Annotated in this window: 28 protein-coding genes; all 28 read right to left on the bottom strand. The window is 47.6% G+C overall.

The window, feature by feature from the left end:
* Positions 1–9: 9 nt before the first annotated feature.
* The 28 genes from BN1938_RS01180 to BN1938_RS01310 all read right to left on the bottom strand — a co-directional run bounded on the left by BN1938_RS01180 (position 10) and on the right by BN1938_RS01310 (position 22,107).
* Positions 10–1,047, bottom strand: a complete 1,038-nt coding sequence (locus tag BN1938_RS01180) for a hypothetical protein (protein WP_050638840.1) — start codon at positions 1,045–1,047, stop codon at positions 10–12.
* An 18-nt stretch (positions 1,048–1,065) separates the two neighbouring features.
* The gene (locus tag BN1938_RS01185) at positions 1,066–1,773 is read right to left on the bottom strand and encodes a DUF4355 domain-containing protein (protein WP_050638841.1); all 708 of its coding nucleotides are present in this window, start codon (positions 1,771–1,773) and stop codon (positions 1,066–1,068) included.
* A 133-nt stretch (positions 1,774–1,906) separates the two neighbouring features.
* Positions 1,907–2,077: a hypothetical protein gene (locus BN1938_RS23245; protein ID WP_156320690.1), complete on the bottom strand. Its 171-nt coding sequence runs from the start codon at positions 2,075–2,077 to the stop codon at positions 1,907–1,909.
* A 56-nt stretch (positions 2,078–2,133) separates the two neighbouring features.
* Positions 2,134–2,373, bottom strand: a complete 240-nt coding sequence (locus tag BN1938_RS01190) for a hypothetical protein (RefSeq protein WP_050638842.1) — start codon at positions 2,371–2,373, stop codon at positions 2,134–2,136.
* 1 nt (position 2,374) lies between these two features.
* Positions 2,375–3,922: a polymorphic toxin type 50 domain-containing protein gene (locus BN1938_RS01195; RefSeq protein ID WP_082202693.1), complete on the bottom strand. Its 1,548-nt coding sequence runs from the start codon at positions 3,920–3,922 to the stop codon at positions 2,375–2,377.
* The gene (locus tag BN1938_RS01200) at positions 3,912–5,309 is read right to left on the bottom strand and encodes a phage portal protein (RefSeq protein ID WP_050638843.1); all 1,398 of its coding nucleotides are present in this window, start codon (positions 5,307–5,309) and stop codon (positions 3,912–3,914) included. The genes BN1938_RS01195 and BN1938_RS01200 overlap by 11 nt, the downstream gene beginning before the upstream one ends.
* Positions 5,310–5,320: 11 nt before the next feature.
* Positions 5,321–5,569 (bottom strand): hypothetical protein, encoded by a 249-nt coding sequence (locus BN1938_RS01205; protein WP_050638844.1) that lies wholly within the window; start codon positions 5,567–5,569, stop codon positions 5,321–5,323.
* 10 nt (positions 5,570–5,579) lie between these two features.
* The gene (locus tag BN1938_RS01210) at positions 5,580–6,869 is read right to left on the bottom strand and encodes a PBSX family phage terminase large subunit (RefSeq protein ID WP_050638845.1); all 1,290 of its coding nucleotides are present in this window, start codon (positions 6,867–6,869) and stop codon (positions 5,580–5,582) included.
* Entirely contained in the window at positions 6,838–7,296 is a 459-nt protein-coding gene (locus BN1938_RS01215) for a terminase small subunit (protein ID WP_050638846.1), read from the bottom strand. Before BN1938_RS01215 ends, BN1938_RS01210 begins: the two co-directional genes overlap by 32 nt.
* 30 nt (positions 7,297–7,326) lie before the next feature.
* Entirely contained in the window at positions 7,327–7,683 is a 357-nt protein-coding gene (locus tag BN1938_RS01220; RefSeq protein ID WP_050638847.1) for a hypothetical protein, read from the bottom strand.
* Positions 7,684–8,050: 367 nt separating this feature from the next.
* Positions 8,051–8,470 (bottom strand): RNA polymerase sigma factor sigma-70 region 4 domain-containing protein, encoded by a 420-nt coding sequence (locus BN1938_RS01225; protein ID WP_050638848.1) that lies wholly within the window; start codon positions 8,468–8,470, stop codon positions 8,051–8,053.
* Positions 8,451–8,645, bottom strand: a complete 195-nt coding sequence (locus BN1938_RS01230) for a hypothetical protein (RefSeq protein WP_050638849.1) — start codon at positions 8,643–8,645, stop codon at positions 8,451–8,453. Before BN1938_RS01230 ends, BN1938_RS01225 begins: the two co-directional genes overlap by 20 nt.
* A gap of 210 nt (positions 8,646–8,855) precedes the next feature.
* Positions 8,856–9,899, bottom strand: a complete 1,044-nt coding sequence (locus BN1938_RS01240; protein ID WP_050638851.1) for a tyrosine-type recombinase/integrase — start codon at positions 9,897–9,899, stop codon at positions 8,856–8,858.
* A 167-nt stretch (positions 9,900–10,066) separates the two neighbouring features.
* Entirely contained in the window at positions 10,067–10,240 is a 174-nt protein-coding gene (locus BN1938_RS23250) for a hypothetical protein (RefSeq protein WP_156320691.1), read from the bottom strand.
* A 32-nt stretch (positions 10,241–10,272) separates the two neighbouring features.
* Positions 10,273–10,542 carry a hypothetical protein gene (locus BN1938_RS01245; protein WP_148487088.1) on the bottom strand — a complete coding sequence of 90 codons (270 nt, stop codon included), beginning with the start codon at positions 10,540–10,542 and terminating at the stop codon, positions 10,273–10,275.
* Positions 10,529–10,816 (bottom strand): DUF1540 domain-containing protein, encoded by a 288-nt coding sequence (locus tag BN1938_RS24135; protein ID WP_148487090.1) that lies wholly within the window; start codon positions 10,814–10,816, stop codon positions 10,529–10,531. The genes BN1938_RS01245 and BN1938_RS24135 overlap by 14 nt, the downstream gene beginning before the upstream one ends.
* Positions 10,774–11,550 carry a phosphoadenosine phosphosulfate reductase domain-containing protein gene (locus BN1938_RS01255; protein WP_050638854.1) on the bottom strand — a complete coding sequence of 259 codons (777 nt, stop codon included), beginning with the start codon at positions 11,548–11,550 and terminating at the stop codon, positions 10,774–10,776. Before BN1938_RS01255 ends, BN1938_RS24135 begins: the two co-directional genes overlap by 43 nt.
* Before the next feature lie 75 nt (positions 11,551–11,625).
* Positions 11,626–11,838: a hypothetical protein gene (locus BN1938_RS01260; RefSeq protein ID WP_240285518.1), complete on the bottom strand. Its 213-nt coding sequence runs from the start codon at positions 11,836–11,838 to the stop codon at positions 11,626–11,628.
* 43 nt (positions 11,839–11,881) lie between these two features.
* Positions 11,882–12,295 (bottom strand): YopX family protein, encoded by a 414-nt coding sequence (locus BN1938_RS22890; protein WP_082202694.1) that lies wholly within the window; start codon positions 12,293–12,295, stop codon positions 11,882–11,884.
* Between the two features lie 22 nt (positions 12,296–12,317).
* Complete coding sequence (locus BN1938_RS01270; RefSeq protein ID WP_050638856.1) at positions 12,318–12,824, bottom strand: hypothetical protein; 507 nt, start codon at positions 12,822–12,824, stop codon at positions 12,318–12,320.
* Positions 12,821–14,209: a DEAD/DEAH box helicase gene (locus BN1938_RS01275; RefSeq protein WP_050638857.1), complete on the bottom strand. Its 1,389-nt coding sequence runs from the start codon at positions 14,207–14,209 to the stop codon at positions 12,821–12,823. Before BN1938_RS01275 ends, BN1938_RS01270 begins: the two co-directional genes overlap by 4 nt.
* Positions 14,206–14,697 (bottom strand): NUMOD4 domain-containing protein, encoded by a 492-nt coding sequence (locus tag BN1938_RS01280; protein WP_050638858.1) that lies wholly within the window; start codon positions 14,695–14,697, stop codon positions 14,206–14,208. The genes BN1938_RS01275 and BN1938_RS01280 overlap by 4 nt, the downstream gene beginning before the upstream one ends.
* Complete coding sequence (locus BN1938_RS01285; RefSeq protein WP_050638859.1) at positions 14,694–15,011, bottom strand: VRR-NUC domain-containing protein; 318 nt, start codon at positions 15,009–15,011, stop codon at positions 14,694–14,696. The genes BN1938_RS01280 and BN1938_RS01285 overlap by 4 nt, the downstream gene beginning before the upstream one ends.
* Before the next feature lie 260 nt (positions 15,012–15,271).
* The gene (locus BN1938_RS01290) at positions 15,272–17,671 is read right to left on the bottom strand and encodes a virulence-associated E family protein (protein WP_050638860.1); all 2,400 of its coding nucleotides are present in this window, start codon (positions 17,669–17,671) and stop codon (positions 15,272–15,274) included.
* Between the two features lie 11 nt (positions 17,672–17,682).
* Positions 17,683–19,683: a DNA polymerase gene (locus BN1938_RS01295; protein WP_050638861.1), complete on the bottom strand. Its 2,001-nt coding sequence runs from the start codon at positions 19,681–19,683 to the stop codon at positions 17,683–17,685.
* 45 nt (positions 19,684–19,728) lie between these two features.
* Positions 19,729–20,409 carry a DUF2815 family protein gene (locus BN1938_RS01300; RefSeq protein ID WP_050638862.1) on the bottom strand — a complete coding sequence of 227 codons (681 nt, stop codon included), beginning with the start codon at positions 20,407–20,409 and terminating at the stop codon, positions 19,729–19,731.
* A gap of 1 nt (position 20,410) precedes the next feature.
* A complete protein-coding gene (locus BN1938_RS01305) occupies positions 20,411–21,613 on the bottom strand; it encodes a DUF2800 domain-containing protein (protein ID WP_330581526.1) in 1,203 nt (400 codons plus the stop codon).
* Positions 21,613–22,107, bottom strand: coding sequence for a hypothetical protein (locus BN1938_RS01310; RefSeq protein ID WP_050638864.1), 495 nt, complete (start codon positions 22,105–22,107; stop codon positions 21,613–21,615). The genes BN1938_RS01305 and BN1938_RS01310 overlap by 1 nt, the downstream gene beginning before the upstream one ends.

Consider the following 22,107-nt stretch of genomic DNA (forward strand, 5'->3'; position numbering starts at 1 on the left):
ACCACATCCTTAACCGTTTGTAATTAACCGCGCCATTGGGATTGCTTTCGGGTTAAATTTAATGTCCCAGTTTGCTTTTGCAAAGAGCTGCGCATCCGTTGGGGACTGTGTCCATCCGGAAGTAGGTACCTTGAAACTAAATCCGTTTGGATGGAGGGTCTCTCTCATCCTTGTAATAAGCTCATCCTGCCCACCATTTTTCTTTGCATCCCGGTTGATTTCAGCCGGTACATCAACCCGGCCTTTTGCGGTACGGATAACCCCGGTGCCGAACAGGTAGGTCGTGTACTTTTTGAGATCCTTATTTGCTCCCTCTCCTCCGACAGTTTCACACGGCACACCATCGTCGATGAGCGCTGTGTACCCATTTACACTGGCAATATTCATTGGACGCTGAATTCCATTGGAATCTGTGTATTTCCAGTATTCCAGGAGCTGCTTGTTTTCCAGCGTCTTTGCAACGTTGGAATGCATAATCGCAAGCCCAAACTGATCCTTATGATCCCCGCACGCCAGTGTGGCAAGGTCATTAAGGTCTGTCTCCGCAATCACCCTCGCGCTGGCCGTGTCAGAACCAAGGTCTAAGCTATGGGTATCAGCCCATGTTTTTGCGTTACCGCTTGCCCCTGTAAGGCTGAATACTGCATTTGTGATCCCGATCAGACGCATCTGACGGCGTTTCTGCCAGTATCTCGCGATAGTCGATACAATGTGACCCATCGGATCAGCGCCGGAAAGCTCTGCCGTGAAATTTCTCGCGAAGAAGCCTTTCGCACGGCCGTAAACAACGCCGGTCTGAAAGCCGCCTCCAACCTCAGATACTGTGATATCTGTCTGCCCGTCATAGTTCTGATCCTCTCCGTCCAGAGTATCGTAAAACGGGATCGTGTAAATATTTCCACTTGTCCGGATCATCCCTGCTATTGTCGGGTCCTCAACCACTGCTCCGGAATCGATCATTGCAGTTAGATACGGATCCGGTGCCTCGTTCCACATCTGTAAAAATAATTCCTCGTCAAACGGAATTCCAAAAATTGTTCCTGGCATATCTTAATTTCTCCTCTCTTATTTTCCAGATAGCTGCTTAAACAGCTCTGGATTTTCTGTTTTTAATTTAAGCCTCTCTGCGTACCCCATTTTGGAGTACTCTTCTTTTGTTACTGTACCTTCAGGCGCTCTTCCTGGCGGTGTTCCGCCTTTTAACCTATCCTGTACAGCCGCCTCTACAGCCGCCTGGAAGGCTTTTTCAACGGCGTCGATAGATTTGTTGCAGGAGTCCGCATCTGTGTAATTCAGCACCTCTGCAAGCCCTACAGGGAGCTTCTTTTCTGCCAGCGTGATCTTAGCCTCCGCCATCAGTTCCCGCTTGGTAATGGCGGCTTCTTTGTCGGCTAATTCCTTCTCCTTTTTCTGCTGATTATACTTGTCGCGCTCTCCCTGGGTCATCTTCGCCAGTTTCTCGGCCTCAGACAGCTTATCATCCGTAAGAGCATTCCATTTCTGCTGTGCGTTTGTAAGTGCTGTATCAATAGCTTTCTGTACCCTGCGGTCAAACTCTGCCTGGTGGCCGCCTTTTAGCAGCTCGTCAAAAGTTGGTGGTTCTGTCCCGCCGTTACCGCCGGAATCGTCGCCACCGGTGCCACCCGATCCCCCTTCGCCTCCGGATCCACCGCCATTGCCGACTTCGGCCCCAGCGTCATTTCCTGGCTCCGCGAAAAACTGAATGTTCATAGGTATCCTGCAGCACGCAAGTTTAAAATATTTATTCCTCATTTTTAATCATCCTTTCTGCCCCAGCCCATTCTTACGCCCAGGCCATTGCAATTGATTTTTTTAGTTTAATGTCATTGCGGACACAAAAATAAGACGCTTCACCCCGCGTCTCAAAGGGAGATATTGGATCACCTTACCCTTTCTTCCCCTCTTCTCTTTTTCCGGATTCCGTGACGTATTCGGCCATTTCCTCACGTACAAGATGATCCGCCCGTTTGTCGCCTACTTCCAAAATCGTACCGGGTTCCTGAATCTTTTTTAATACCACGTCGTTATACCGTTTGATTACTTTTACTTTTTTCATTTTGATCACCTCCTTTTTTACATAAAAATACCACCTGCCAGAAAAGACGGGTGGTATTAATTCTTGTATTCAATTTTTTCAATTTCATGCTCAAATATTTCAGTTGATTGATATAATGTTTTGCCTGTCTTAGCCTGCACCGGATCCTGAAGAGTAATACTCGCTTCTTCCGGATCGTTGTCGTACTCACACGAAAACTCTCTGCAGTAACCCTCCAGGATTTCTCCATCGGTTAGAGTCACTTTAACATTTTTATTCTCTGCATGATACATTTCCAGTTCTTTTCCTTCTAACATTTTACTCTCCTTTCCTTGGAACTATATGCACGCCATTTTTGGCGTAGTGAATCGAAAACCGTGAGGTTGGATACTCTTTTCCGGTCTGTTGATCCACGACAACACCGATTTTCTTATCTGCTGATATAAATTCCTTGTTGGTCCATTTTCCGGCTCTGTCTCTTTTTAATTCCCCCGTGCCAGCATATTTATTCACAAGCTGCTGTGCTTCTTCGGAAGAAATTTTAAGATAACTGTGCCCTTTTACATAATTATTATGCCCTACGATATGTTTCCCCTGTTTGCCCGGATCAATTGACTTATTGGTAGCATCTGACTGAATTTTCATTTTCAGTTTTGCATCCAGGTATTTTGTATGCAGCGAATTCCATTTGTCAGTATCATTATACTTCATATTTTGGAAATCATCCAGCGTTTTAGGGGTATCTTTGCCAACAATATCACGGTACCGTTTATGCTGTGCTCTATCGGAAGATCGGTTCTTGATCTTCTTCTCTTCCAGCTCAACCTCTGGTTTGCCCCTGACATATTTATCATACCAATCCCAGTACGACATCGACCGAGGCACCTTGATCCTCTTGCCGGTGGCCGGATCAATCGCAGATCTCTGCATCTTATCAATGAGAGCCCTGTCAATAACCGAGATCGTTGTGGATCTGCACCATGGATGCATGGGCGGGCAATTAAGACCTATCTGCTTTTCTTTTACAGGAAATATCTTTCCGTCCAGATTCCGGCATACGAGAGATGTCTTCAGATCCAGTGTAGCTAGATATTGATATTCTTCGACTTCGCATTCTTCATAAGCCTTAAAATTCATTTCTGTTGAGACATAGTTGCTTTCAGTCCTTACCAATCGGCGGGCGTTGCTGACTCCCTGCCCGAATTTATTGGCTATGATATTGGCTGCATCACGGTTCGTCCGGCCGGTAATCAGGTTGATAAGTAGCTCTTCTTTCAGATTTTGTGCCAGCGCCTGAGTGTTTTTCCAGATCCTGTCCGAGTAATTCTCTCCGGACCATCTGCTGTTGATCACACGATCAATCATTTTAGCTGAGACGTGGCCAAATGAGAAAGCAGCATCTGCGCGCTGCTGAATATTGAATATATTGCGGTAATAGGACTCATTCGCGAGGTCGGTATAGAAACTGGTGCTAAAGTTCTTTTCCTGTTGGTACACATTCCTCATGATCAAATCAAGCTGATTCTGCATCTGCCGCAGCCGCTCCAATCGTGCTTGATACGCAGGAGCCTCCAGCTGCGAAAGCAGATCCTTTTTTGATTGATCCTTGTCACCATTACGGAGTTTCTGCAGCAGTTCATCCAGGGATGTCTTATCCTGCAGAGTATTAATAAGCCGCCTGGCTTCTGCCTCTGACAGTCCATACTTTGCCTGATATCGTTCGAAAATCTCGTCAGCTTCCAGCGATAAGTGCCGGGATGCTTTCTGGTATACTTTCGCGATTTGATCAGCTGTGTCCTCCGCCTTTTGAAAATAATTAAAGGCATCTTGAACCTGTCGCCGCTCCCAATAAGTATTACTCTTCATCGTCTATTTCTCCGCCTTCCGGAGGTTCATTCGGCTGATTCCCGAAAAGTTCCTTCTGCTTTTTCAGATTATCCTCTTCCTCTTTTTCTACAGCTTTCAGCTCCTCTTCTGGATCTTCCACGAAGGGGATCTGCGATAATAAGGTCTTCCGGCTTACTTTCCCCCAGAGGTTGGCCACATACTGGCTGATCTCCAATAGGTTTTTAGGCATGGCGCGGGTAAACGTTGGGGCGATCCCGGAGATGTCAACACGGACTCCCGACCGCGTATTCAAATAGTTGGTAAAGATCCGCAGCCTCTTACGTAACCCCTTTTTGTAATACCTGGTCTTGATCTTTGTAATATTTTCCATGCCCAGCAGCTTAAATTCCATTGCAACGCCGGAGACGTTGCCACCGAAGCTCTCATCTGTCAGGCAGGGGATGTGGGAAAACTTATGAATATCCTGCTCGATGGCTTTTTTCAAAATTTCTACGCCCGCTTCATCAAATGTCCGGGTTAGGTATTCTGCTTTTGCATCTGTCGGAAGTTCCAGCAATTTCTCTTCCTTAAGATGCTCCATTGCGGTCTGGCTGCCGCTTCCATCTTCTTCATATTCTTCATCTTCGTCAGATAGCAGCGCTCCGTACAGGGCAAGGATAGAGTCTATAAACTGCTCCTTATCCGTGATCCGGTCACTCATCAGCGCGTTGTACGCATCGATCAGCGGGATCTGCAGCTCATAATCCCCAATAGCCAGCTTATTGTTCAGATATTCAATGACAGGCACCTCGCCCTTAAAGTGCGGTTCTGGCCCATCCAAGAATCCCTGGGGCCCTTCCAGGTCTTCGATAACCGCCATGTACTTATAATTCTGAGTCAAGATGGTAGCCACATAGACTGTTTTATTCTCGTCTCTCGAATCCACTTGAGCATAATAATAGACAGCAAAGAGCTCATTCTGTTCTATGCTGTCATCATAAACAACAAATGTATTTTCCGGTGGGAGATTCTTTATGATTAAATCGGTGCCGTCCTGCTTGGTATAAATATACTCGTAAGCCCGTCCATAGATACTCAGATCCAGCCCGTTATCCCCGTCAGCTTCATCCGCTCCTGCCAGCTCCAGGGCATCCGTCAGGGGCCTGATATCAGCATCGCTTTTATAGCTCACAGGATTGCCTATAAAATAGGACGTAGCTGTGTCTGCTATGTCTTTGGCGTGATTGCACACCAGCTTATTCTCCCGGCCCTCGTCAGACAATATCTTGTGCTTGCCTTTGTAATAGGCTTTGAGCTGTGCTAAGTCTTTTACACATGCCCTGTGTTTCAGGATCAGGTGCCTGACTGCCTGCTTATCTATGTTATTCTCGTCCCACTCAGGAGCGGGCATCGTAAACACACGCATCTCATATCACCTCACTGTGGTTTTCTCTCGAAATTTTCGCATTCACACTTAAGAGCACATTTAACACCGTACAAGTCCCCCCAATCATTTTTTAATGGAATTCCATTTTCACATGCAGCACAAAAACCCGAGTCAACATAGTCGCCCCTTAATTCTTCTTCCAATTCCTTATTTGATCTAGTTAATGCGGTGTTGGCAGTTGTAAGACTATCTATTTCACGTTTTAACTTTTCAATTTCCTTTTTCTTTTTAAAAAACATATTATCCTCCTTAGTGGAATCCGGCTTTCGCCTTGTTCTTAATTTTTGCCTTCCTTCTGATCATGCTGTCTTCCATGCCATAACGGACAGCATCGATCGTATGATTATTCTTGTCCGGATAGCTGCCTTTAAAGTTACCGTCCTTATCCATTTCCAGTTCATAGCTTGTAAACTCTCTCGCTGCATTCGGGCAGCGCTTCGGGTCAATTATTATCTCTTCCAATTCATCGGACAGAAATTCCATGCCATAATCCACAGATCCGGGGCCTTTCTTTGCTCCAATAACTCGTAACCCCAGCTCATTTAACGCAGCTATAGCACGCGGTTCCTCAGAATCAGCAGTAATAATTTTGTTCAGCGGATTGAATTTACGTATCTCCCGCGCGGCCTTGGTGTTGCCCAGTTTAACGGCATATATCTCACCAAACAAAAAGAGGCGCTTCTGCTTGCTGTTGTAATGCATCTTGATGTATGCAAGCGGATCGGCACCATAACCAAAGTCAAGCCCCTGCCTAATCCGATCAAATACCGCGATCTCATCATCCGTAATTGCCCGGACGGTAACATTTTCAAATACGGCCCCTCCAGTCCCGGTGGCGATTCCAAGGTATTCATGCTCATAGGCTTTTGGCTTAGTTTCTCGCAGGTGTTCTGCCTCTATGAAGAACTGTTCCCCAAGCCACTCCCTGGGCACTGTCCTGTAATCCGTGTGGCTGACTGCAGTGTCAGGCCGTTCTTCCAACACATCCTGGTTCACCCAGCTGTTCATGCTCTTTGGCGGGTTCCAGCTGTAGAAAACAAAATAATCCGAACCGCCTCTCATGAGTGATTGGAGTATTGTACGTTCTTCTTCCGGCCCTTCAAATTCTGACCGTTCTTCGAACCATATGTATTTGAAATAGCCGTTTTTGAGTTTTACAGATTTGATCTTCTGAGGATCGTCCGCACCCCGGAATATGATTTTATTTCCATAGGGTATATATGTCAGACCCAGAGGAGAAAGCCTTACTTTCCATTTGTCTGCTACGCCCAGGGCGTCTATTGCCCATCGTAGCTGCTCAAATACAGATTCTTCCAGAAAGCGTCCCACGCGCCGCATAGCAATAGCATTCGCCGCCGGATCCTGCATCATGCCAAAGATAATCTCGATGCTGATGAAAGATGACTTTGTGGATCCGCGCCCACCGGATAGCTTATAATGCGTGTGATTATGCTCCGCGATATCCCGGTGAAGACTGTAGAATGACGGGGCAATTAAATCTGTGAGTCTAACTTGTGTTGTCTGGCTTTGGGATGTCATCCACAATCACCACGCCTTCCACGCCGTTTACGTCAACTTTGTCCGTAAACATGGAATATCTTTTGCCAAGCAGCTCAGCGGCCTTGATCCTGTCACGCTCCGCAATTTGCTTTTCAATTATTTTTGCTTCGCTGTATCCCTCTCCTGCTCCCTCGACCACTACGACTTCCTCTTTTACCTCTCCGCGCATAACGGCTGTCAAATGTTCCATAACCTCCTGCGCATCTGCAACACGCTCAGACCGGAGATTTTCAAGCTCTTGATCAATATATACCGCAACCTTAACATTCTTTAACAATCTTGATCCTGCTGCGGCAGCTGTATCATCATTCTTTACAGCTGGATATGCTACTCGGTAAGCCCTTGTAGCATTCAGATCAATCAAGTATTCATCCGCAAATATTTTTTGTTTTTCTGTTAATGCCATAACGGCTCACCTCTCCTTCTTTTCAGTTAGTTATAATGCTCCCGCTTCTTTGAATGCTTTAAAGAGTTTCGGTGATTGGATCGCAATCCAGTCTATCATTTCTTCGTGTTTAGCCCACGGCCCTTCCGGGGTACTTGAGCAATTAGATAACCCGGACTCATTAAGAAATGCGTGAATTATCTCATGCCTCAATACTTCCTTCCTGTATCTTTCCTGCTCCGATATATCCATATTTGGAAAATACTCAGGATCCGTCATATCAGCAATAACTATGTATTTTCCCATTTCAGCGCAATACCCAGAAAGATTCATTTTTTTCATATGTTTATCTTCCGAAATTTTACACTTTTTTATTTTATAATCAGTACCAAGTATATTTACTTTCATTATTCGCTCCTTTCTGAGATAAGCGGCAGCCGGGTAGTGGCCGCCGCCCACTGTTGCGGTTCTTGTACGACACATTGATGCCCAATGTATACTAAGTTGAACAATGACTTTGTTGAAATTATTGTTTTTTAGTTGCCCGGTGAACAACCGCAACAAAAACACCGGTAAGCGGAGTACCCGGAATCGAACCGAGACACAGGGCGCTACCCTGCACATCTGCCATTGATGATATACTCCACACAAAAACGCCCCGCGCTAATGCGCAGGACGTTGTTCAAAACGATGAAGGAGGTTCATCATGTAATTACCCACCAATTTCACTTTACACTATAGCACTTCAAAAACGAAAAGTCCGAAAAAAGCGAAATTACTTTTTCATGAAATTGTTAAACTCCATTCTAACGCTATCTCCTGTACACTTCCGCCCCATCAGTTTAGCCACTTCTTCCCATGTCAGTTCATGGAAGAATTTATATTCAATAATCCGTCGCATCCGGAATGGGATGGTAAGCATCCACTCCTCGACCATCAGCTTTAGTTCCTCGGCATCTTTCTTCTGCCTCTCTTTTATTTGTTCCTCAATTCTAAGCTGCCCGTCATCTCTATATGTCAATGTAGTACCCTGTATAGTAAAATGCTTCTTTTCGTAAGGCCATTCTGGATTACTGCCCTCCACGTTTGTTTTAACGACAGCCTTTTGTTTGCGTTTTAATCTTTTGATTTCTGCCTCTGTCTGTTCCAGAATCGCGCAGGCATCTATATAGTCCTCAAGTATTTTTTTGTCCAACCGCGTCAACTCCTCTCTTGATGTCACACTTGCTGGCTACGTACCGTGCGGGATCTATATGCCCCGGCCCGCCCTTAATCATATCAGCCACATCAGCCGGCACTTGCTCAGACATTTTGTGATCGCCATGCTGCATCCGGCTGAATATATAATCAGTCAGCTCCTTGTAGGTCATCCGGCCCACTCCTCCCTATCTGGGATCCCTGCGCTCTGATCAGACAGCGCGCCTTATCAGATAACCCGTTAACCTGATACGCAGGCCGCCTGAACCACCACCGCGCCATGCGTGACGACTCCTTTCGGGCCATTACCCCATAATGCCCCTGGAAACTTTGTGCTATTTCTTTTCGGTTTTTTCTTTTTCTCTTTTTCAATCTATCCCTCCTTACGCCGCCTGACGTCTGATATTTCTCAGCGTCTCTTTAGTCGATGTAGCATAATACTGACTGGTTGTCTTTGGGCTCTTATGCCCAAGAACCTCCTGTATAACCCCGATGTCATATCCCTTGTTTTTCATGGTCATACCCAGAGTCTTGCGCATTTTATGAGGATACACGCGGACCGTCATACCCTGCCTTTTTGCAATAGCCTTCAGCGCGGCCCTAATGCCACACTTTGTTAGCCTGGTATATGGTGCACGAACAGTTGCTATAAGCGCCGGACAATCATCGTCACGCTCATTCAAATATGCTTGTAAATGATACATCGCCACATCATCCAAAAACGCTGGCGTATCAAGCCCATCCTTTTCCCGCCGCACATAAACATCTCCATTCCTAAAATCTACATCCGTGATGTTTATATTAGCAACTTCTCCCACTCTTAATCCTGTGCTGCGCAACACTTCTACAATCGCTCTATCCCGCTTTGTTATGCAGCCCTCTCTTAGCACCTCAATGTCTTTTGGCTCAAAATAATCTATCGGCTGCTTCTCTTCTTTTTTCTTGCAGACCGATTCTACTGGATTATCAAAAATCAATTTTTGTTCGCGCATCCAGCTGAAGAAGGCTGATAAATATCGGCGCTCATTATTTACAGTGCTGGGCTTATTAATCTTAATCGATCCGTCTTCATTCAGATTACGCTTTTCGTACCACCGGAGATAGAAAGAGATATCTATATCCGTCATTTCTGTTAATGGCTTGTCTACTTGAGTCAGCAGCTTCTTAATGGCATTCAAATAGTTGTACTTAGTGTCATTTTTCAAAGACTCTTTCTTTATCAGGAACAACTCAATTATGTACTTGTTCTGCTCATCTACACTCCTGCTTACCTCGGCCGGCAGGGTCGTAATCTCCTCAACATTAACTCTTACAAGCTGCTCCTCGATTGCATTACTCAGGATCTGAAGCACTGCCTTGTCCAAATACTGTGCCATTGTAACTAATATCGCGTCGCGCATCTGTGATTTTATCATTTGTGTACTCATAATAATCCTCCTCTTGAATCCCAAGGACTATCATGGTATACTGTCCTCAGGTAAGTGAGCAGTAGATCAACGTCTGGCCGGACAGTCTACTGCTTGTTTTTTATTTAGTTATCTATAAAAAAAACTCACTCACCCATTTTTAATCCACCGGCTCCCTACTTCCGGTTTCAATTATCTTTTTTCCCGAATAGCAATTGCTTGAATATTTCGTTCTGCTCGCTTATGATCTGAACATATTCGTTATACGCGCGTCTTACAATTATATTCAATATCGTATCTGCAAGGATAAGCAGTAACCATATCGTGCATATTACTATCATAATTATCTCATTTGTTGTCATAACTGTTCTCCTTCATTAAATTTGGGTTTAGTTTACCAATTGAACTGCCGATCCTTTGGCTCTTCTAACCATTTTCTTAGTTCATCCGGTCTCATTCTTCTCAGCTTTTGTTTAAAATCTCTACACTCTTGTCTTGGATGATTGTCGTATGTAAGCAACATCACCGTGTCTGCTATCATTTTATCTCCGAAAAAATATTCTCTATTTGTCACCATTGCCGGACTATATCCTCCACAATACCCGCTCATCTTTCTTGCGCTGCAACAATCATCCTGTTTTACGCAATTATTACAGTTTGCCATAATCTCCTTCTTTCCCCGGCCTGCAGCCGGATGATATCTGTTTATATGATACACAATATGTTGGATTTTCCAGTGTAGCTCCCTCTTCTCCTCCGGGGTTTTCTCCCTTGTTGTGACTCGATATTCCAACGCGCTTTAGAGCGCACCCCATTCTTTTATTGTGATATTCGCAATCATGATTTCCACATCTTACATATGCCATGCCTTCACCTTCTTTCACTAAATGCCAGTTTAGCTTTCTTCTACATCGTCTATATCCCGGCACTGCTCCCATAGCTCAACCAGCCCTCTGTTCTTCTTCCATGTGTGCGCCAGCTTTATTTCCGCCTGTATGAATGGCCTTATCTGGTCTGGATACCGTTTCATATTCTCAATGGCATGCTGGTCATTCATGAACATGCAAGCCATACAACTACAGCGCCCCAGATATTCATAACAAAAATGCGGTTCCAGCCCTAATTCTTTTCCCTGCTCAAACATTTTACCTTTCTCGAAATCGAGGCAAGGTCGGTACCAGTGACAGGTAAAATCTGCAACCCTTTTTGTTTTGAGAGTTGTACTATGATATTCTATTTCTGGCAGCTTCGCCCGGCCCCTGCTCTCGTCCCGGCGTTCTCCGCTGATAAACAGACACTTGGTGCCCAACATATCCCTGTGCGTCCGTATCCAATGGTCGGTTACACCTGTTTTTAGATACGCCGTGCACCAGCGGTTTTTCATGTCGGGCCATTTTAGCCGTTCCTCCAACAGAAGATTCAAAAACCCCTTTTGGTGCTGTAGTAATACCGGCTTAACTCCGATAAATGCAGCTGTCCGATAAAACATTTTGATATTTTCTGGATACTCAAATCCAGTATCGCAATACAGGAGAAATATCTTCTCTTTTGGAAATTCCTGTAAGGCCCAGTACAGTGCCCCTGTACTGTCTATTCCATTGCTGTAGCTTACGATCACACTTGTATAATCCGTCTGTACCCCTTCCGGTACAATTATGTTTGTTTTTGCCATTTTTAAAAAGGTTCCGTGTACACTCTCCCGGCCGGGGAACGGCTCCTTTCTGTTATTCACTAAATGTTAAAATTGTTAATTGGATACTATCGGCAAAAATTGAAACGTCCATGCCTCATCCATAATGGATACCAGATTCCCATCTTCATTGATTGCCAACACATCAATTGTTTTTGGTTTAATAATGGTATCCCTATCTTCCCAGTCCATTCCTTCCGGCATCCTTATTTCTGCTATAGCTACCGCATTGAGCACCTTGCCTCCATGTATCACCTTAAATCTACTCAAATCAGTCCACATAATATATTCCTTTCTAGATTTTGCCTAAATGTTAATTCTGTTGATTAAGCCAATCCGGATTTTCAAAAATATTCCCGATAACCTTTGCATAATTTTCCAACGGTCCTAAAGGCATCTGAGGATATCCAACAGCTTCCACATAAAAACCCACATTGTCCATATAACAGTCATCTGCCGGGCAATATGCCTCGTATGTACCGTATTTCACCACCATTAACACATCTAAGACTTGCGTACCCTGGTGGCTTTCGATAAAGTCCCCTTCAAAGACTTCCCGTCCAGATATATCACGCCTGCCCGTTGACCGTTGTAAAATATGTGTATCACCGTTAAGCGGGCAAGGATATCCATGATGTAATGTCATAAGACAACCATTAACCCCAATCCAACTATTATCCCGTTCCCACTCATTCTTGTTTTTGCACCATAACCTATACCCTTCCATTTATCCCCTTTCCGGCTTTCACCTAAATGTTAAATGGTATCCGTTTCTCTCCGCTCAGCTGCTGCATAGCATCCTCACAGTACTTTAATAGTCCATGGACTGACCTGATCCCCATGTCGTACATCGTGTCGTATGTGCTTTTTAATGCCTCTCCATCTACGCTGACCCGCGCGATCTTACAGGATAAGCTGTTGCCCTCGCCTTTGTACCAGGTCTGCATTGCGTCATACCAAGCGGGGCCTCCGTAGTAATAGCGCACTGTTTTAACCGATACGTATTCATCCGGCAACAATCCATAAGACTTTCTGTCCTTGTTCAGCTTCTTTTCAATCTGTTCCCGCTCCTGTTCGGTGGGCCTGCGCTCTAACACCGGGATGAAGCTCACTGAACAGCCCCCAGCAGTACGCCGGGTTGTTTGCATAATAAGGTTTATAAAGGCCGATACTGCCTCAAACCCGCTGTCGTCCAATGCTTTTATGTGATCGTCGGTCAAATATTTTTCCAATATCCGTTCCTGTTTCTCTGTCATTTTTTTGCGTCCTCCTTAATCTTCTTGATCCGGGCTTTCAGGCTCTGCATAACCCAGTTTTGCACATCGTCCTTCCTCTCCAGGGCCTGCATGACATCCTCATCGCGGGTTCCCTCGCAGACGAGATGGTGGATTATAACCCGTTCTGTCTGCCCCTGGCGGTGCAGCCGCTTGTTGGCCTGCGTGTACAGCTCATAATTCCACGTGAGGCCGAACCAGATCACGTGGTTCCCGCCCTGCTGCAGGTTCAGCCCGTAGGCCGCGCTGGCCGGATGTGCAAGCAGGACATCAATCTCCCCGGCATTCCAGTCATCCTGATCTTGTACCGTTTTAAGTTCCCGGATCCGTAGTTTTGATTTTTCCAGGGCTTTCAGGATCCTATCCTTGTCATGCTGGTAATTGTAAAACACTAACGCTGGTTTCCCCTGGAGGGATTCGATCAGCTCCAGGAATGCCTCTATTTTGCAGCCGTGAACCTCGTGCACCTTACGGTCCTCATCATATAAAGCCCCGTTTCCCAGCTGCAGCAGCTTATTACTCAATGCGGCCGCACTGGTTACACTGATCTCCTCCTCGTCTTCCGGCAGTTCCAGAACCATCTCGCGTTCAAGCTCCCTGTATGCCTTTTCCGCTTTGCCGTCCAGGATGACCGGGACTTTATGGTATATGACCTCTGGAAGCTGAAGATAATCCTCCGCTTTCATGCTGATGCAGATGTCCGCTATCTTGCTTAAAATGCTGTCTTCGCTGCCCTGTTTCGGTTTGTAATTGTATATCACATTGTTACCCCGGTCACCCGGGTCAAAATACTGCTCCCTGAAATGCGTGTACCGTTTCCCCAGCCGTTCGCCGCCGTCCAGCAGGAAGACCTGGGCCCACAAATCATTAAGTCCGTTCGGGGACGGCGTGCCGGTAAGTTCCACCATCCGGTCGATATGGCTGCCGACGCTGGCCAGCGCCTTAAACCGTTTGGCCTTGTGGCTTTTAAAGCTGCTGCTCTCATCCACCACGACCATGTCAAAAGGCCAGCTGTTCCGGTAGTAGTCTACCAGCCATACCACGTTCTCCCGGTTGGTTATGTATAGATCCGCGGGCGTATTCAGCGCCCTGATGCGCTTCGCCGCGCTCCCCAGCACTGGGGAAACCCGCAGTACCTTCGTGTGCTCCCACTTGTCTTTCTCTTTTGTCCAGGTACCTTCCGCGACCTTCTTCGGCGCGATCACTAAGACCTTTCTAACCTCAAACCGGTTATACTTCAGTTCTTTTATGGCAGTCAACGTTGTGACTGTTTTCCCAAGTCCCATATCTTGCCAAATGCCAACTTTCTTTGTATCAATAATCTTCTGAATGCAAAATTTTTGATATTCATGTGGTTCAAATTTCATTTTTCGATCACCTCAAATGCCCATTGCCCTTTGTAGAACTTTTTCCCATGTTTTCTACACAAATAACGAAGTGCCCACCATTTACCAAACAAGTCTTCTCCTGCTTCTTTTAAGTTTTTAAACTCCCTGATCTCTCCGGTAATTGGTGAAAAAGCCCTTACTGGTATATCATTCTGATTTCCCATATCTCTTGAATACCGAATGTTATAGCCCTGGTCACACCATTCTAAATTAACAGCCCTGTTGTCTGATGGGTTTGCATTTATAGGGTTCACAATATTACACCCTTCCGGGTTCGGGACAAATGCTTCTGCTACTAATCGGTGAATATACTTATGCTCCATTTTCCCTGAATTGCATAAGTTCACCCTTAAGTAACCACCGGTATTGACATAGGGTTTTAGGATGATATTCTTCCGTAGTGACCAGACATTCCCCTCATTGTCTACACCATATAACCCTTCATATCCCGGGATATCCTTTGTCACTTTTTCATCCTCTTTTCTATCCGCTCTGCTGCTTCTGGGAAACCCTCGCACTTAAAGAAGAAAGCCAACCCGGAAAGGCCATGCACGACCTCCACATGCTGCCCTAGATCAATCAGTTTTTTGCATTGGATCTTCTGCAGCTCGCTCAATTTCCCTCTGTCCGTTTTCAATTCCACGAATACCGGATGTCTGTTCGGGAAAATAACTATCCGGTCAGGCACCCCATCATTTCCGGGACTGACCCATTTGTAAGCACGGCCTCCCAGCCCTTTAACCTCATTTACTAAAATCTTCTCAATTTCTGCCTCTCTCATTTTATCCTCCACCTGACAATCCCTCGCGCACGTGTACGTGTACCCCTGTACAGGTGCGTTAGGCGATATATGTGTGTACCTAATTACCTATTTTTTTATTTATATATATAAAGTTTGTAGTTTTGTAGTTAATATTAAAGAAAGCCCGTGTTTATAAGGATTTCATGCACCTACAAAGTTATACTACATTCTAATTACAAACTACAAAGTGCTTAACTACAAACCTACATTTAACTACAAAAAACTACACTGCTTTTATCCTACTTTGTAGTTCTTTCAAATCCGCGCTGCTGACCGTGTGGGCCGAATTCCCTGGGCGTCTTTATCTTCTGCCAGCCTTTCATGCCCGACAAGATGTTATTGATCTCCATGCTGTCCGTGCGCTTCATGTAACCTATATTACCGCCAAAGCATTCAGTCCAGATCTCCGCCGCACAGGTCTTCGACCTTGGTACAAGATCCATTTCGCCTTTCAATCCCCCGGAAAGGAACATCTTCCTGGCACTCAGGTTCATCTTATCCCAGTTAACAGGCACTGGCTTTTCCAGGAACTCTCTAATAGTCCCTTCCTTTCCGGACTCCTCTCTGTGACTCTCCTGCATCTCTTCCGCCAGCTTTTCTTCTTCTTTTGATAAATACAATGGCTCTCCCAGTAGCCAGTATGCATAGGCTTCCGCCCATATCTGATCCACCTCGCGCGGCAGCTCCTCCCACACGGATCTTTTCGTCGGGCACACGCCGACGTCTACCGGCCAGAACCGCCTGTTCCCCGTTGAATCCTTCAGGAACTCGTCCTCGTTGCTTGTGCCGAAGAATACGCAGCGCCTTGGGTATTTGTCGGTAGTCCTCCCGTAAGCCGCCCGGTATATGTCGTGCGTCTTGCTCAGGAACTGCTTTACCGCGTTCGTCTCCTGCCGCGTCATGGCGGTAAGCTCACCCACCTCGTTGATCCAGGTGCCCTGTATCAGTTCTGCGGCCTCCTTGCCCTCGAAGGTTGTCAGGCTGTCTGAAAACCATTCCTTACCCAAAATGGACAGGAAGGTGCTTTTCCCGATCCCCTGCGGCCCCGTGAATATCGGCATATTATCGAATTTTACACCGCCTATTATCGCACGCGCTACGGCAGCACAGAGGGACTTCCTAATTACTACCCGTGTGTATGGATTATCGTCAGCCCCTAAATATGCTGACAACAGAGTATCCAGACGCTTCACGCCGTCCCATTTCAGGCCCTTCAGATATCTTTTCACGTCATTAATCGTGTTCTGGCTGCCGATCAGCAGCAGGGCATTGTCCAGCTTATCCTTGCCGGTGATCCCGTAAAATAGTTCCATGTAGTTGTAGAACCCGGCATAGTCCGCGTCTTTCCACAGGCGTTTCTCCTCGCGCCTGTCCCACGGCAGGCTGCCCAGCACCATGCCCCTGTTTGCAAACTCGTCCGTTACTATTTTCCCTTTGAGCATTGGATCATTTTCCAGAGTCAGGAGAGCGTTGTTGATGGTCTTCTTGATCTGGTTATTCCCGTCAACAGCTAGCTTTTTTATCCAGTCCAGGTCGATTTCATCCTGTGTTTGTACCTCTGATCCCTTAAAAGCCTCCTGGGCCTGTTCATAACGTTCCTGGACCATGAGACCGGAAACCTTATCGTCACTCTTTGCAAGCTGGCCCATGGCTACGAACGATGGAAGTTTATTAACGGGCGTGCCTTCTTTTGCCTCATTATCCCGGTCGCTAAACATGTGCAGCCGGATCAGGTCGAAAGCGTTAACCAGCAGCCCGGAACACGGATCGGTCGCATGGTGCGAATATAGGAACATATCCCCGTCGTACACCACCGCGCCTCCCGTTGTGGATCCGCCTGTATATGTATATCTCCCAGGAACAGCTGTCTCTTCGTACATTCCGGGGATGAATTTATCCATCGCCTCTGTTACGGTATAAGACCGGCAGAACGCCCCGATAATGCCACGCTTCTGCGTCGGATCCTCTTGCTTGGATAATCTTCGTTTATCAATCGCATCTGTTCCTGGGACTCTTGGCCACTGGGTAATGTCCTTCCAGTCGCCGTACATGCCCAGGAGCCCGTCCAGGCTGCAGAACGGCTTGTCATATATCTTGTATATGTACTCGCTGTCGCTGCATGCGCTTGCCCAGTACATGAGCCGGTTACCCTCAAACGTTGTCGGATCACAGTATTCGATCCCGATCAGTGACGCCATTTTCCTCGCTGCGGGCTCATACTCGTCAGCCGACGCGGTCGTGTCCAATGGTACTATGACCCTGATCCTTGGGGCGTAGCCTGTGTGTTTTCTGGTGCTGTAGACTGCCGCCGCGCAGCCTATTCCGTCTACGCGTTTTAGTATGTCGTCAGCTTGGCCTGCAGGGATGTTGTCCAGATCCAACGTGATCAGGTCCCGCCCTTCCAAGTAACAGGGTTTCCGCCGGCCGTTGGTGAAAAATCCCCCTACGAATCCACCCACATCCTTGGCCTCGTCCTGCCGGGGCTTCGGCCAGGACATGTATTCATCCAGGGTCTCCGCGCCCCTGACGGGGGTTTTCAGCTTCTCTGCAAATTCGGACCACATGATGTCGGCGGACGGCCAATAATTTGCCTTCCGGCTCCCCGCCATGCTTATCCGCAGTTTCCTGTTGTATTGCATCTGTAATCCCCCTAATCCTTCATATAATAGTTGTTCTCAAATCCTGCCCCTTTGAGGATAAGTCCCGGTGCCCATGGTATGGGCTCTGCCATAATCTCACATATTTCATCCACCGTCGTTACCATCGGCGCGTCTATGATTACCTCATCATGGACGTGAAATACCACCTGTAAGCCCTTGGCATCTATCCTTCGCAGGGTTTCTGCAAGACAGTCCCTTGCAATTGCCTGTACAATATTCTCCGTCATTTTCCCACCGTAAGTAGATGTTACTTCCCACTTCCGCGTTTGCTGCCCGACTGTATAATAGTGGATCGCCATTTTACCAAACTGGTTTTCTTTCAAGAATGGTTTCGGGTAAAATAGCTTTCTGCCGCTCGGAAGCTGCACCGTGAGGAAGCTCTGGCCGTATACTATATCGCCCTCCAGCGCAAAGATAAGCCCATGTATCGCCTGCGGCTGAGCCGTCTGCATCGCCGTAAGTGCCGCCTGCTCTACTGCGTACCACAGGTCGCGTATCCTTGGATTAGCCTGTCTCCACCTTTGTACGATATCCGGCAGCTCTTCTTCGGTGAGGCCCATGTTGAGCGCCCCCATTGCAATCAGCGCGGCTGTCCCGCCCTGGTATCCCAGCGCAAGTGTAGCCACTTTTCCTTTTTGCCGGAGGGAGTACTCCGGGTTCCCCTTCGAGATCCGTTCGAGAGGCACATGGAACATCTGGCTGGCTGTCGCCTCATATATTTTGCCGTGGGTGGAAAATACTTCCATGACCCACTGCTCGCCTGCCAGCCACGCAATCACTCTGGCTTCTATGGCACTGAAATCTGCTACTACAAATTTATTTCCGTCAGAGGGTATGAAGGCCGTCCGGATCAGCTGTGAAAGAGTATCCGGTACATTGCCGTAAAGCATTTTTACGCCCTCATAATTCTGCTGCTTGACCAGATCCCTAGCGTAATCCAGCGTCTTGAGGTAGTTCCTGGGGAGGTTCTGCAACTGTACCAGCCTCCCGGCCCATCTCCCCGTCCTGTTGGCCCCATAAAACTGCGTCAGCCCGCGCACTCTTCCGTCATTGCCTTTTGCTGTATCCATAGCCACATATTTCTTTACTGATGTTTTTCCCAGTTGCTGCCGGATCTCCAGGACACGTTCCACTTTTGCCGGAAGCTCATCACGCCTCTGCAGCATTTCTTCCACCGTTTCTTTCCGGATGTCGCTGATCACGTCAGGATCTTCCCTGTCATCCTTCATATAGCTGTTTATCCATGGAAGAAGCTGCGCGGGACTATTTGGATTGCTTAATCCGGTGATCTGGACTGCCTCTTCAGTCAGTTTCTCTGTACTGATCGAGTCTATTGTGAGGGCCCCTTTGATCAGATCCGTATCAACCTTCACGCCAAAGGCATTCATTTTAATATCCATCTGCCACAGCCTCTCCTCTTCTTCCGGCACCGGGAACAGGTTCAGCCGTTTCAGGATTTCATGTTCAGTAACCACGTCCCGCTTACAATATTCCTTAAAGAGCTCCCACTTTTCTGGGGCATGCTTCGGGAGGTTCCAAGTCCTGCCGCCGTTCCTTTTCGTTGGCTTGCACGGGACACAGAAATAGCGGATCAGGGCCTTGCCGGTCGTGAGCTTCTGTTTATCCTGCGGGAGCCCAATCGCTTTACCTGTTGCGTCCAGGCCGGCCGTATATCCGCAGTACAGCCCGTGCATCATGGTGCAGCGCCACTGGCTTAAAGGGGTTTCGTATCCCGCCCGGTTCAGGCAGTACCACTCGAAAGCGGCGTTGTATGCGTGCTTAACTACCTTGGGATTCCTTAAAGCGTTCTGTATTCTTATGGGTATTCGTTCCCCCGCTGTGAGATCCACAATTTCAATGGGCAGATTATCCACCTGATAAGCAAACAAGAGGATTTCGAAGTCAGGCGACTGCGCATATCTGTAGAGCCCAGCCTTCCCGATATCTACACTGCTTTTTGTTTCTATGTCGATACTGAGATTCTTTCCCATTGTTCCCTCCTGTTTAAAAGTGAGGGGCACGAAGCCCCTCGTAAATTACATCGGCTGTCCGGTAATTGGGTTGATTCCCTGAGGCCCCCAGGGGGTCTGCCCCTGCGGTGCCGTATACGGCTGTTGTGTTACCGGCTGCGCCGCTGGCTGTTGTACCGGCTGGGTATATGCCTGCGGAGCCGGCTGTGGTGCGCCGAATGCTTCAGATGCAGAAGGCGCGCTTCCTCCAAGAGCCTCACCATCACGTGTTTTCTGTACAGGCCCCAGGCCGCATCCGACTCCCTTTTTCCCATTAAAGGAATAGGGATAGAAGTTTAGGTTCACCCTTCCGTAAATTCCGCTGTAGATTTCTGACTGGTTGATGATGGGATTCAGGTTTGCGTCGACTACTTCCGGCGGGTAATCTGCTTTGGCACTCGCATTGATCACCCAATGCCCGCGGCACTCTGTACCGAAAGCTGTCCCGTCCGATTTCACCCCGTCCCCGTCATGTACTGGGGTGGGAATGATGGGCGGACAGATGCCGTTCCATTTATCTGTCGTCCCTCTCTGCTTTGCTGCCTCAATGGCTGCATTAATCCTGTTCATGGTATCCATATCTGTTTTAGGGATCAGCACTGTACAGCTGAATTTTTCTTCCTGCCCGGGCTGAAATGCATAGGGCTTGAACAGATGCACATAAGATAATCTTGCTTCACCGGTTGTCACGTTTGTTAAATTTTCCATATTATTTTTCCTCCTTGAACGCCTCTTCGGCAGTTATTTTATTTGTGATTGCTTTTCTTTTATCTGATTCTTCCGCCAGCGTGGGGGCGCCTGCCTTCTTTACGACAAACTCCCCGACGGCGTCTTGGAAATCCTTTGCGCCTACGGCCTTCTCTATTTGTGCAAGCGTTAGCGGGACTTTTTCCCACAGGACTTCCTCTTCTATTACGCCGCTCTTTGTCAGTTTAGAAAGGGCGGCGTCCTGATCCGTCCAGTCGCGCTTCCCTTTCCCTTCCACGGCTTTCCATCCCGGCACCTCTTTCCCGGCCAGGCATTCTTTAAGTGCATATTCCTGCAGGTCTTTTTGGTACTTCACTACATCCCGCATGGCCAGGAGGCGTTCCCCCACCTCCTCATTCGTGATCAGGGGCGGCATCTCGCCAAGCGTGAATGCCTGTTTCACGTTGTGGTCGGATCTGGCCCGGCACACTGCCCGCGCTCTACAGTATTTACAAGTTTTTACGCCCGGCGAATAGCCTGCGTTACCGGAAACTGCAAGTGTGGCGCGTTCTCTGACATGCTCCCCGAATTCCAGAATGTCATTTATACCGCACTCCCATTCTGATATCCCATCAGTAAGCCTTGGCTGCACGATTGCCAGGTGGACTTCTTTAATAGGATATAACAGCTTATAGACTTCATAGGCCCCCAGCGCATACAGCATCAGTTGCGGGTTATGTTCTGCTGACACACGTCCATCTGGGCTTTTCCCGTATTTAAAGTCTACGACAAATAGTTTTTCTCCCTGTACCATCGTGCAGTCCGCCGTACCGAAGCCTTCCGTCTCGTATCCTGGTGGCATATATTTCCCGTAGTCCCACTTGTGCTCCGCGTCCATCCTTGGCTGGCTCGTGAGTTTCATGGAAACGTCCCTGATATAGTCAACGTAAGTGTCTGTATGTACCAGCATTTCATCGTCCCATAACTCATTCTCTTTCATCTTCTTGACGGCATAGGTTATTTTCTTTTTGGATATGACAGCTGGGTAAAAATAATTTACCGCTTTCATTTCCGCCAGCTCATGTGCCAGTGTCCCCTCCGCGGCTGCATTCGATGAGGTATCAGGAAAATCCTTCTCCAGGAGGATGCTCCCCGGGCATTCCAGCCACCGGTGAGCTCCCGACGCGCTGAACAGGGCATGTTCTCTTTCTGCGTGTCCTCCCATTATATCTGAGCCCCCAATCCTCTCAGTGCTGTCGCAAAGTTACCATATTGACCTTCCGGCAGCTGAGGAAGTGACTCAACGCCAAACTGGGCTATCAGCTGTAACAGCTGAGCCTGCATTCCCTTGTCCATTAACTGCATCGCCGCATTTGATAGGTCATCCAGTTTATATGCTGGTGCTGTTGTTGGGACCGTTGGCTGCGGTGCCTGCGGCGTTGGCTGCGGTGCCTGCGGCGTTGGCTGCGGCGCTGGAGCCTGAGGCTGCACTGCGGCTTGTGGCTGCACTGCGGCTTGTGGCTGTGATGCAGCTTGACCTGTGTTTGCTGCCGGGAAATGCGCGGCAATCTGCTGTCCGTAAGCAACAGGCCGCTCCGGCTGTGTCGCAGGCTTTTCCGCCTCTGTTTTTGATTCCACCTTACCCCTAAAGTTTCCTATTATAATGCTGGAAAACTCCACCATCTCGTCAATACTTTCAAAATTTACTGTAATATGCAT

This window comes from Eubacterium sp. SB2 (assembly GCF_001244405.1).
Taxonomy (GTDB): Bacteria; Bacillota; Clostridia; order Lachnospirales; family Lachnospiraceae; genus Faecalicatena; species Faecalicatena contortus_B.

What these genes read in the sequence shown, in the direction of transcription:
- BN1938_RS01190 (WP_050638842.1), bottom strand. Translation starts at nt 2,373, where the DNA reads ATGTTAGAAGGAAAAGAACTGGAAATGTATCATGCAGAGAATAAAAAT.
- BN1938_RS01215 (WP_050638846.1), bottom strand. Translation starts at nt 7,296, where the DNA reads ATGGCATTAACAGAAAAACAAAAAATATTTGCGGATGAATACTTGATT.
- BN1938_RS23245 (WP_156320690.1), bottom strand. Translation starts at nt 2,077, where the DNA reads ATGAAAAAAGTAAAAGTAATCAAACGGTATAACGACGTGGTATTAAAA.
- BN1938_RS23250 (WP_156320691.1), bottom strand. Translation starts at nt 10,240, where the DNA reads ATGACAACAAATGAGATAATTATGATAGTAATATGCACGATATGGTTA.
- BN1938_RS01195 (WP_082202693.1), bottom strand. Translation starts at nt 3,922, where the DNA reads ATGAAGAGTAATACTTATTGGGAGCGGCGACAGGTTCAAGATGCCTTT.
- BN1938_RS22890 (WP_082202694.1), bottom strand. Translation starts at nt 12,295, where the DNA reads ATGGAAGGGTATAGGTTATGGTGCAAAAACAAGAATGAGTGGGAACGG.
- BN1938_RS01285 (WP_050638859.1), bottom strand. Translation starts at nt 15,011, where the DNA reads ATGAGAGAGGCAGAAATTGAGAAGATTTTAGTAAATGAGGTTAAAGGG.
- BN1938_RS01185 (WP_050638841.1), bottom strand. Translation starts at nt 1,773, where the DNA reads ATGAGGAATAAATATTTTAAACTTGCGTGCTGCAGGATACCTATGAAC.
- BN1938_RS01295 (WP_050638861.1), bottom strand. Translation starts at nt 19,683, where the DNA reads ATGGGAAAGAATCTCAGTATCGACATAGAAACAAAAAGCAGTGTAGAT.
- BN1938_RS24135 (WP_148487090.1), bottom strand. Translation starts at nt 10,816, where the DNA reads ATGGGAGCAGTGCCGGGATATAGACGATGTAGAAGAAAGCTAAACTGG.
- BN1938_RS01290 (WP_050638860.1), bottom strand. Translation starts at nt 17,671, where the DNA reads ATGCAATACAACAGGAAACTGCGGATAAGCATGGCGGGGAGCCGGAAG.
- BN1938_RS01245 (WP_148487088.1), bottom strand. Translation starts at nt 10,542, where the DNA reads ATGGCAAACTGTAATAATTGCGTAAAACAGGATGATTGTTGCAGCGCA.
- BN1938_RS01305 (WP_330581526.1), bottom strand. Translation starts at nt 21,613, where the DNA reads ATGGGAGGACACGCAGAAAGAGAACATGCCCTGTTCAGCGCGTCGGGA.
- BN1938_RS01230 (WP_050638849.1), bottom strand. Translation starts at nt 8,645, where the DNA reads ATGACCTACAAGGAGCTGACTGATTATATATTCAGCCGGATGCAGCAT.
- BN1938_RS01255 (WP_050638854.1), bottom strand. Translation starts at nt 11,550, where the DNA reads ATGGCAAAAACAAACATAATTGTACCGGAAGGGGTACAGACGGATTAT.
- BN1938_RS01300 (WP_050638862.1), bottom strand. Translation starts at nt 20,409, where the DNA reads ATGGAAAATTTAACAAACGTGACAACCGGTGAAGCAAGATTATCTTAT.
- BN1938_RS01275 (WP_050638857.1), bottom strand. Translation starts at nt 14,209, where the DNA reads ATGAAATTTGAACCACATGAATATCAAAAATTTTGCATTCAGAAGATT.
- BN1938_RS01180 (WP_050638840.1), bottom strand. Translation starts at nt 1,047, where the DNA reads ATGCCAGGAACAATTTTTGGAATTCCGTTTGACGAGGAATTATTTTTA.
- BN1938_RS01240 (WP_050638851.1), bottom strand. Translation starts at nt 9,899, where the DNA reads ATGAGTACACAAATGATAAAATCACAGATGCGCGACGCGATATTAGTT.
- BN1938_RS01210 (WP_050638845.1), bottom strand. Translation starts at nt 6,869, where the DNA reads ATGACATCCCAAAGCCAGACAACACAAGTTAGACTCACAGATTTAATT.
- BN1938_RS01310 (WP_050638864.1), bottom strand. Translation starts at nt 22,107, where the DNA reads ATGCATATTACAGTAAATTTTGAAAGTATTGACGAGATGGTGGAGTTT.
- BN1938_RS01220 (WP_050638847.1), bottom strand. Translation starts at nt 7,683, where the DNA reads ATGAAAGTAAATATACTTGGTACTGATTATAAAATAAAAAAGTGTAAA.
- BN1938_RS01205 (WP_050638844.1), bottom strand. Translation starts at nt 5,569, where the DNA reads ATGTTTTTTAAAAAGAAAAAGGAAATTGAAAAGTTAAAACGTGAAATA.
- BN1938_RS01270 (WP_050638856.1), bottom strand. Translation starts at nt 12,824, where the DNA reads ATGACAGAGAAACAGGAACGGATATTGGAAAAATATTTGACCGACGAT.
- BN1938_RS01200 (WP_050638843.1), bottom strand. Translation starts at nt 5,309, where the DNA reads ATGCGTGTGTTTACGATGCCCGCTCCTGAGTGGGACGAGAATAACATA.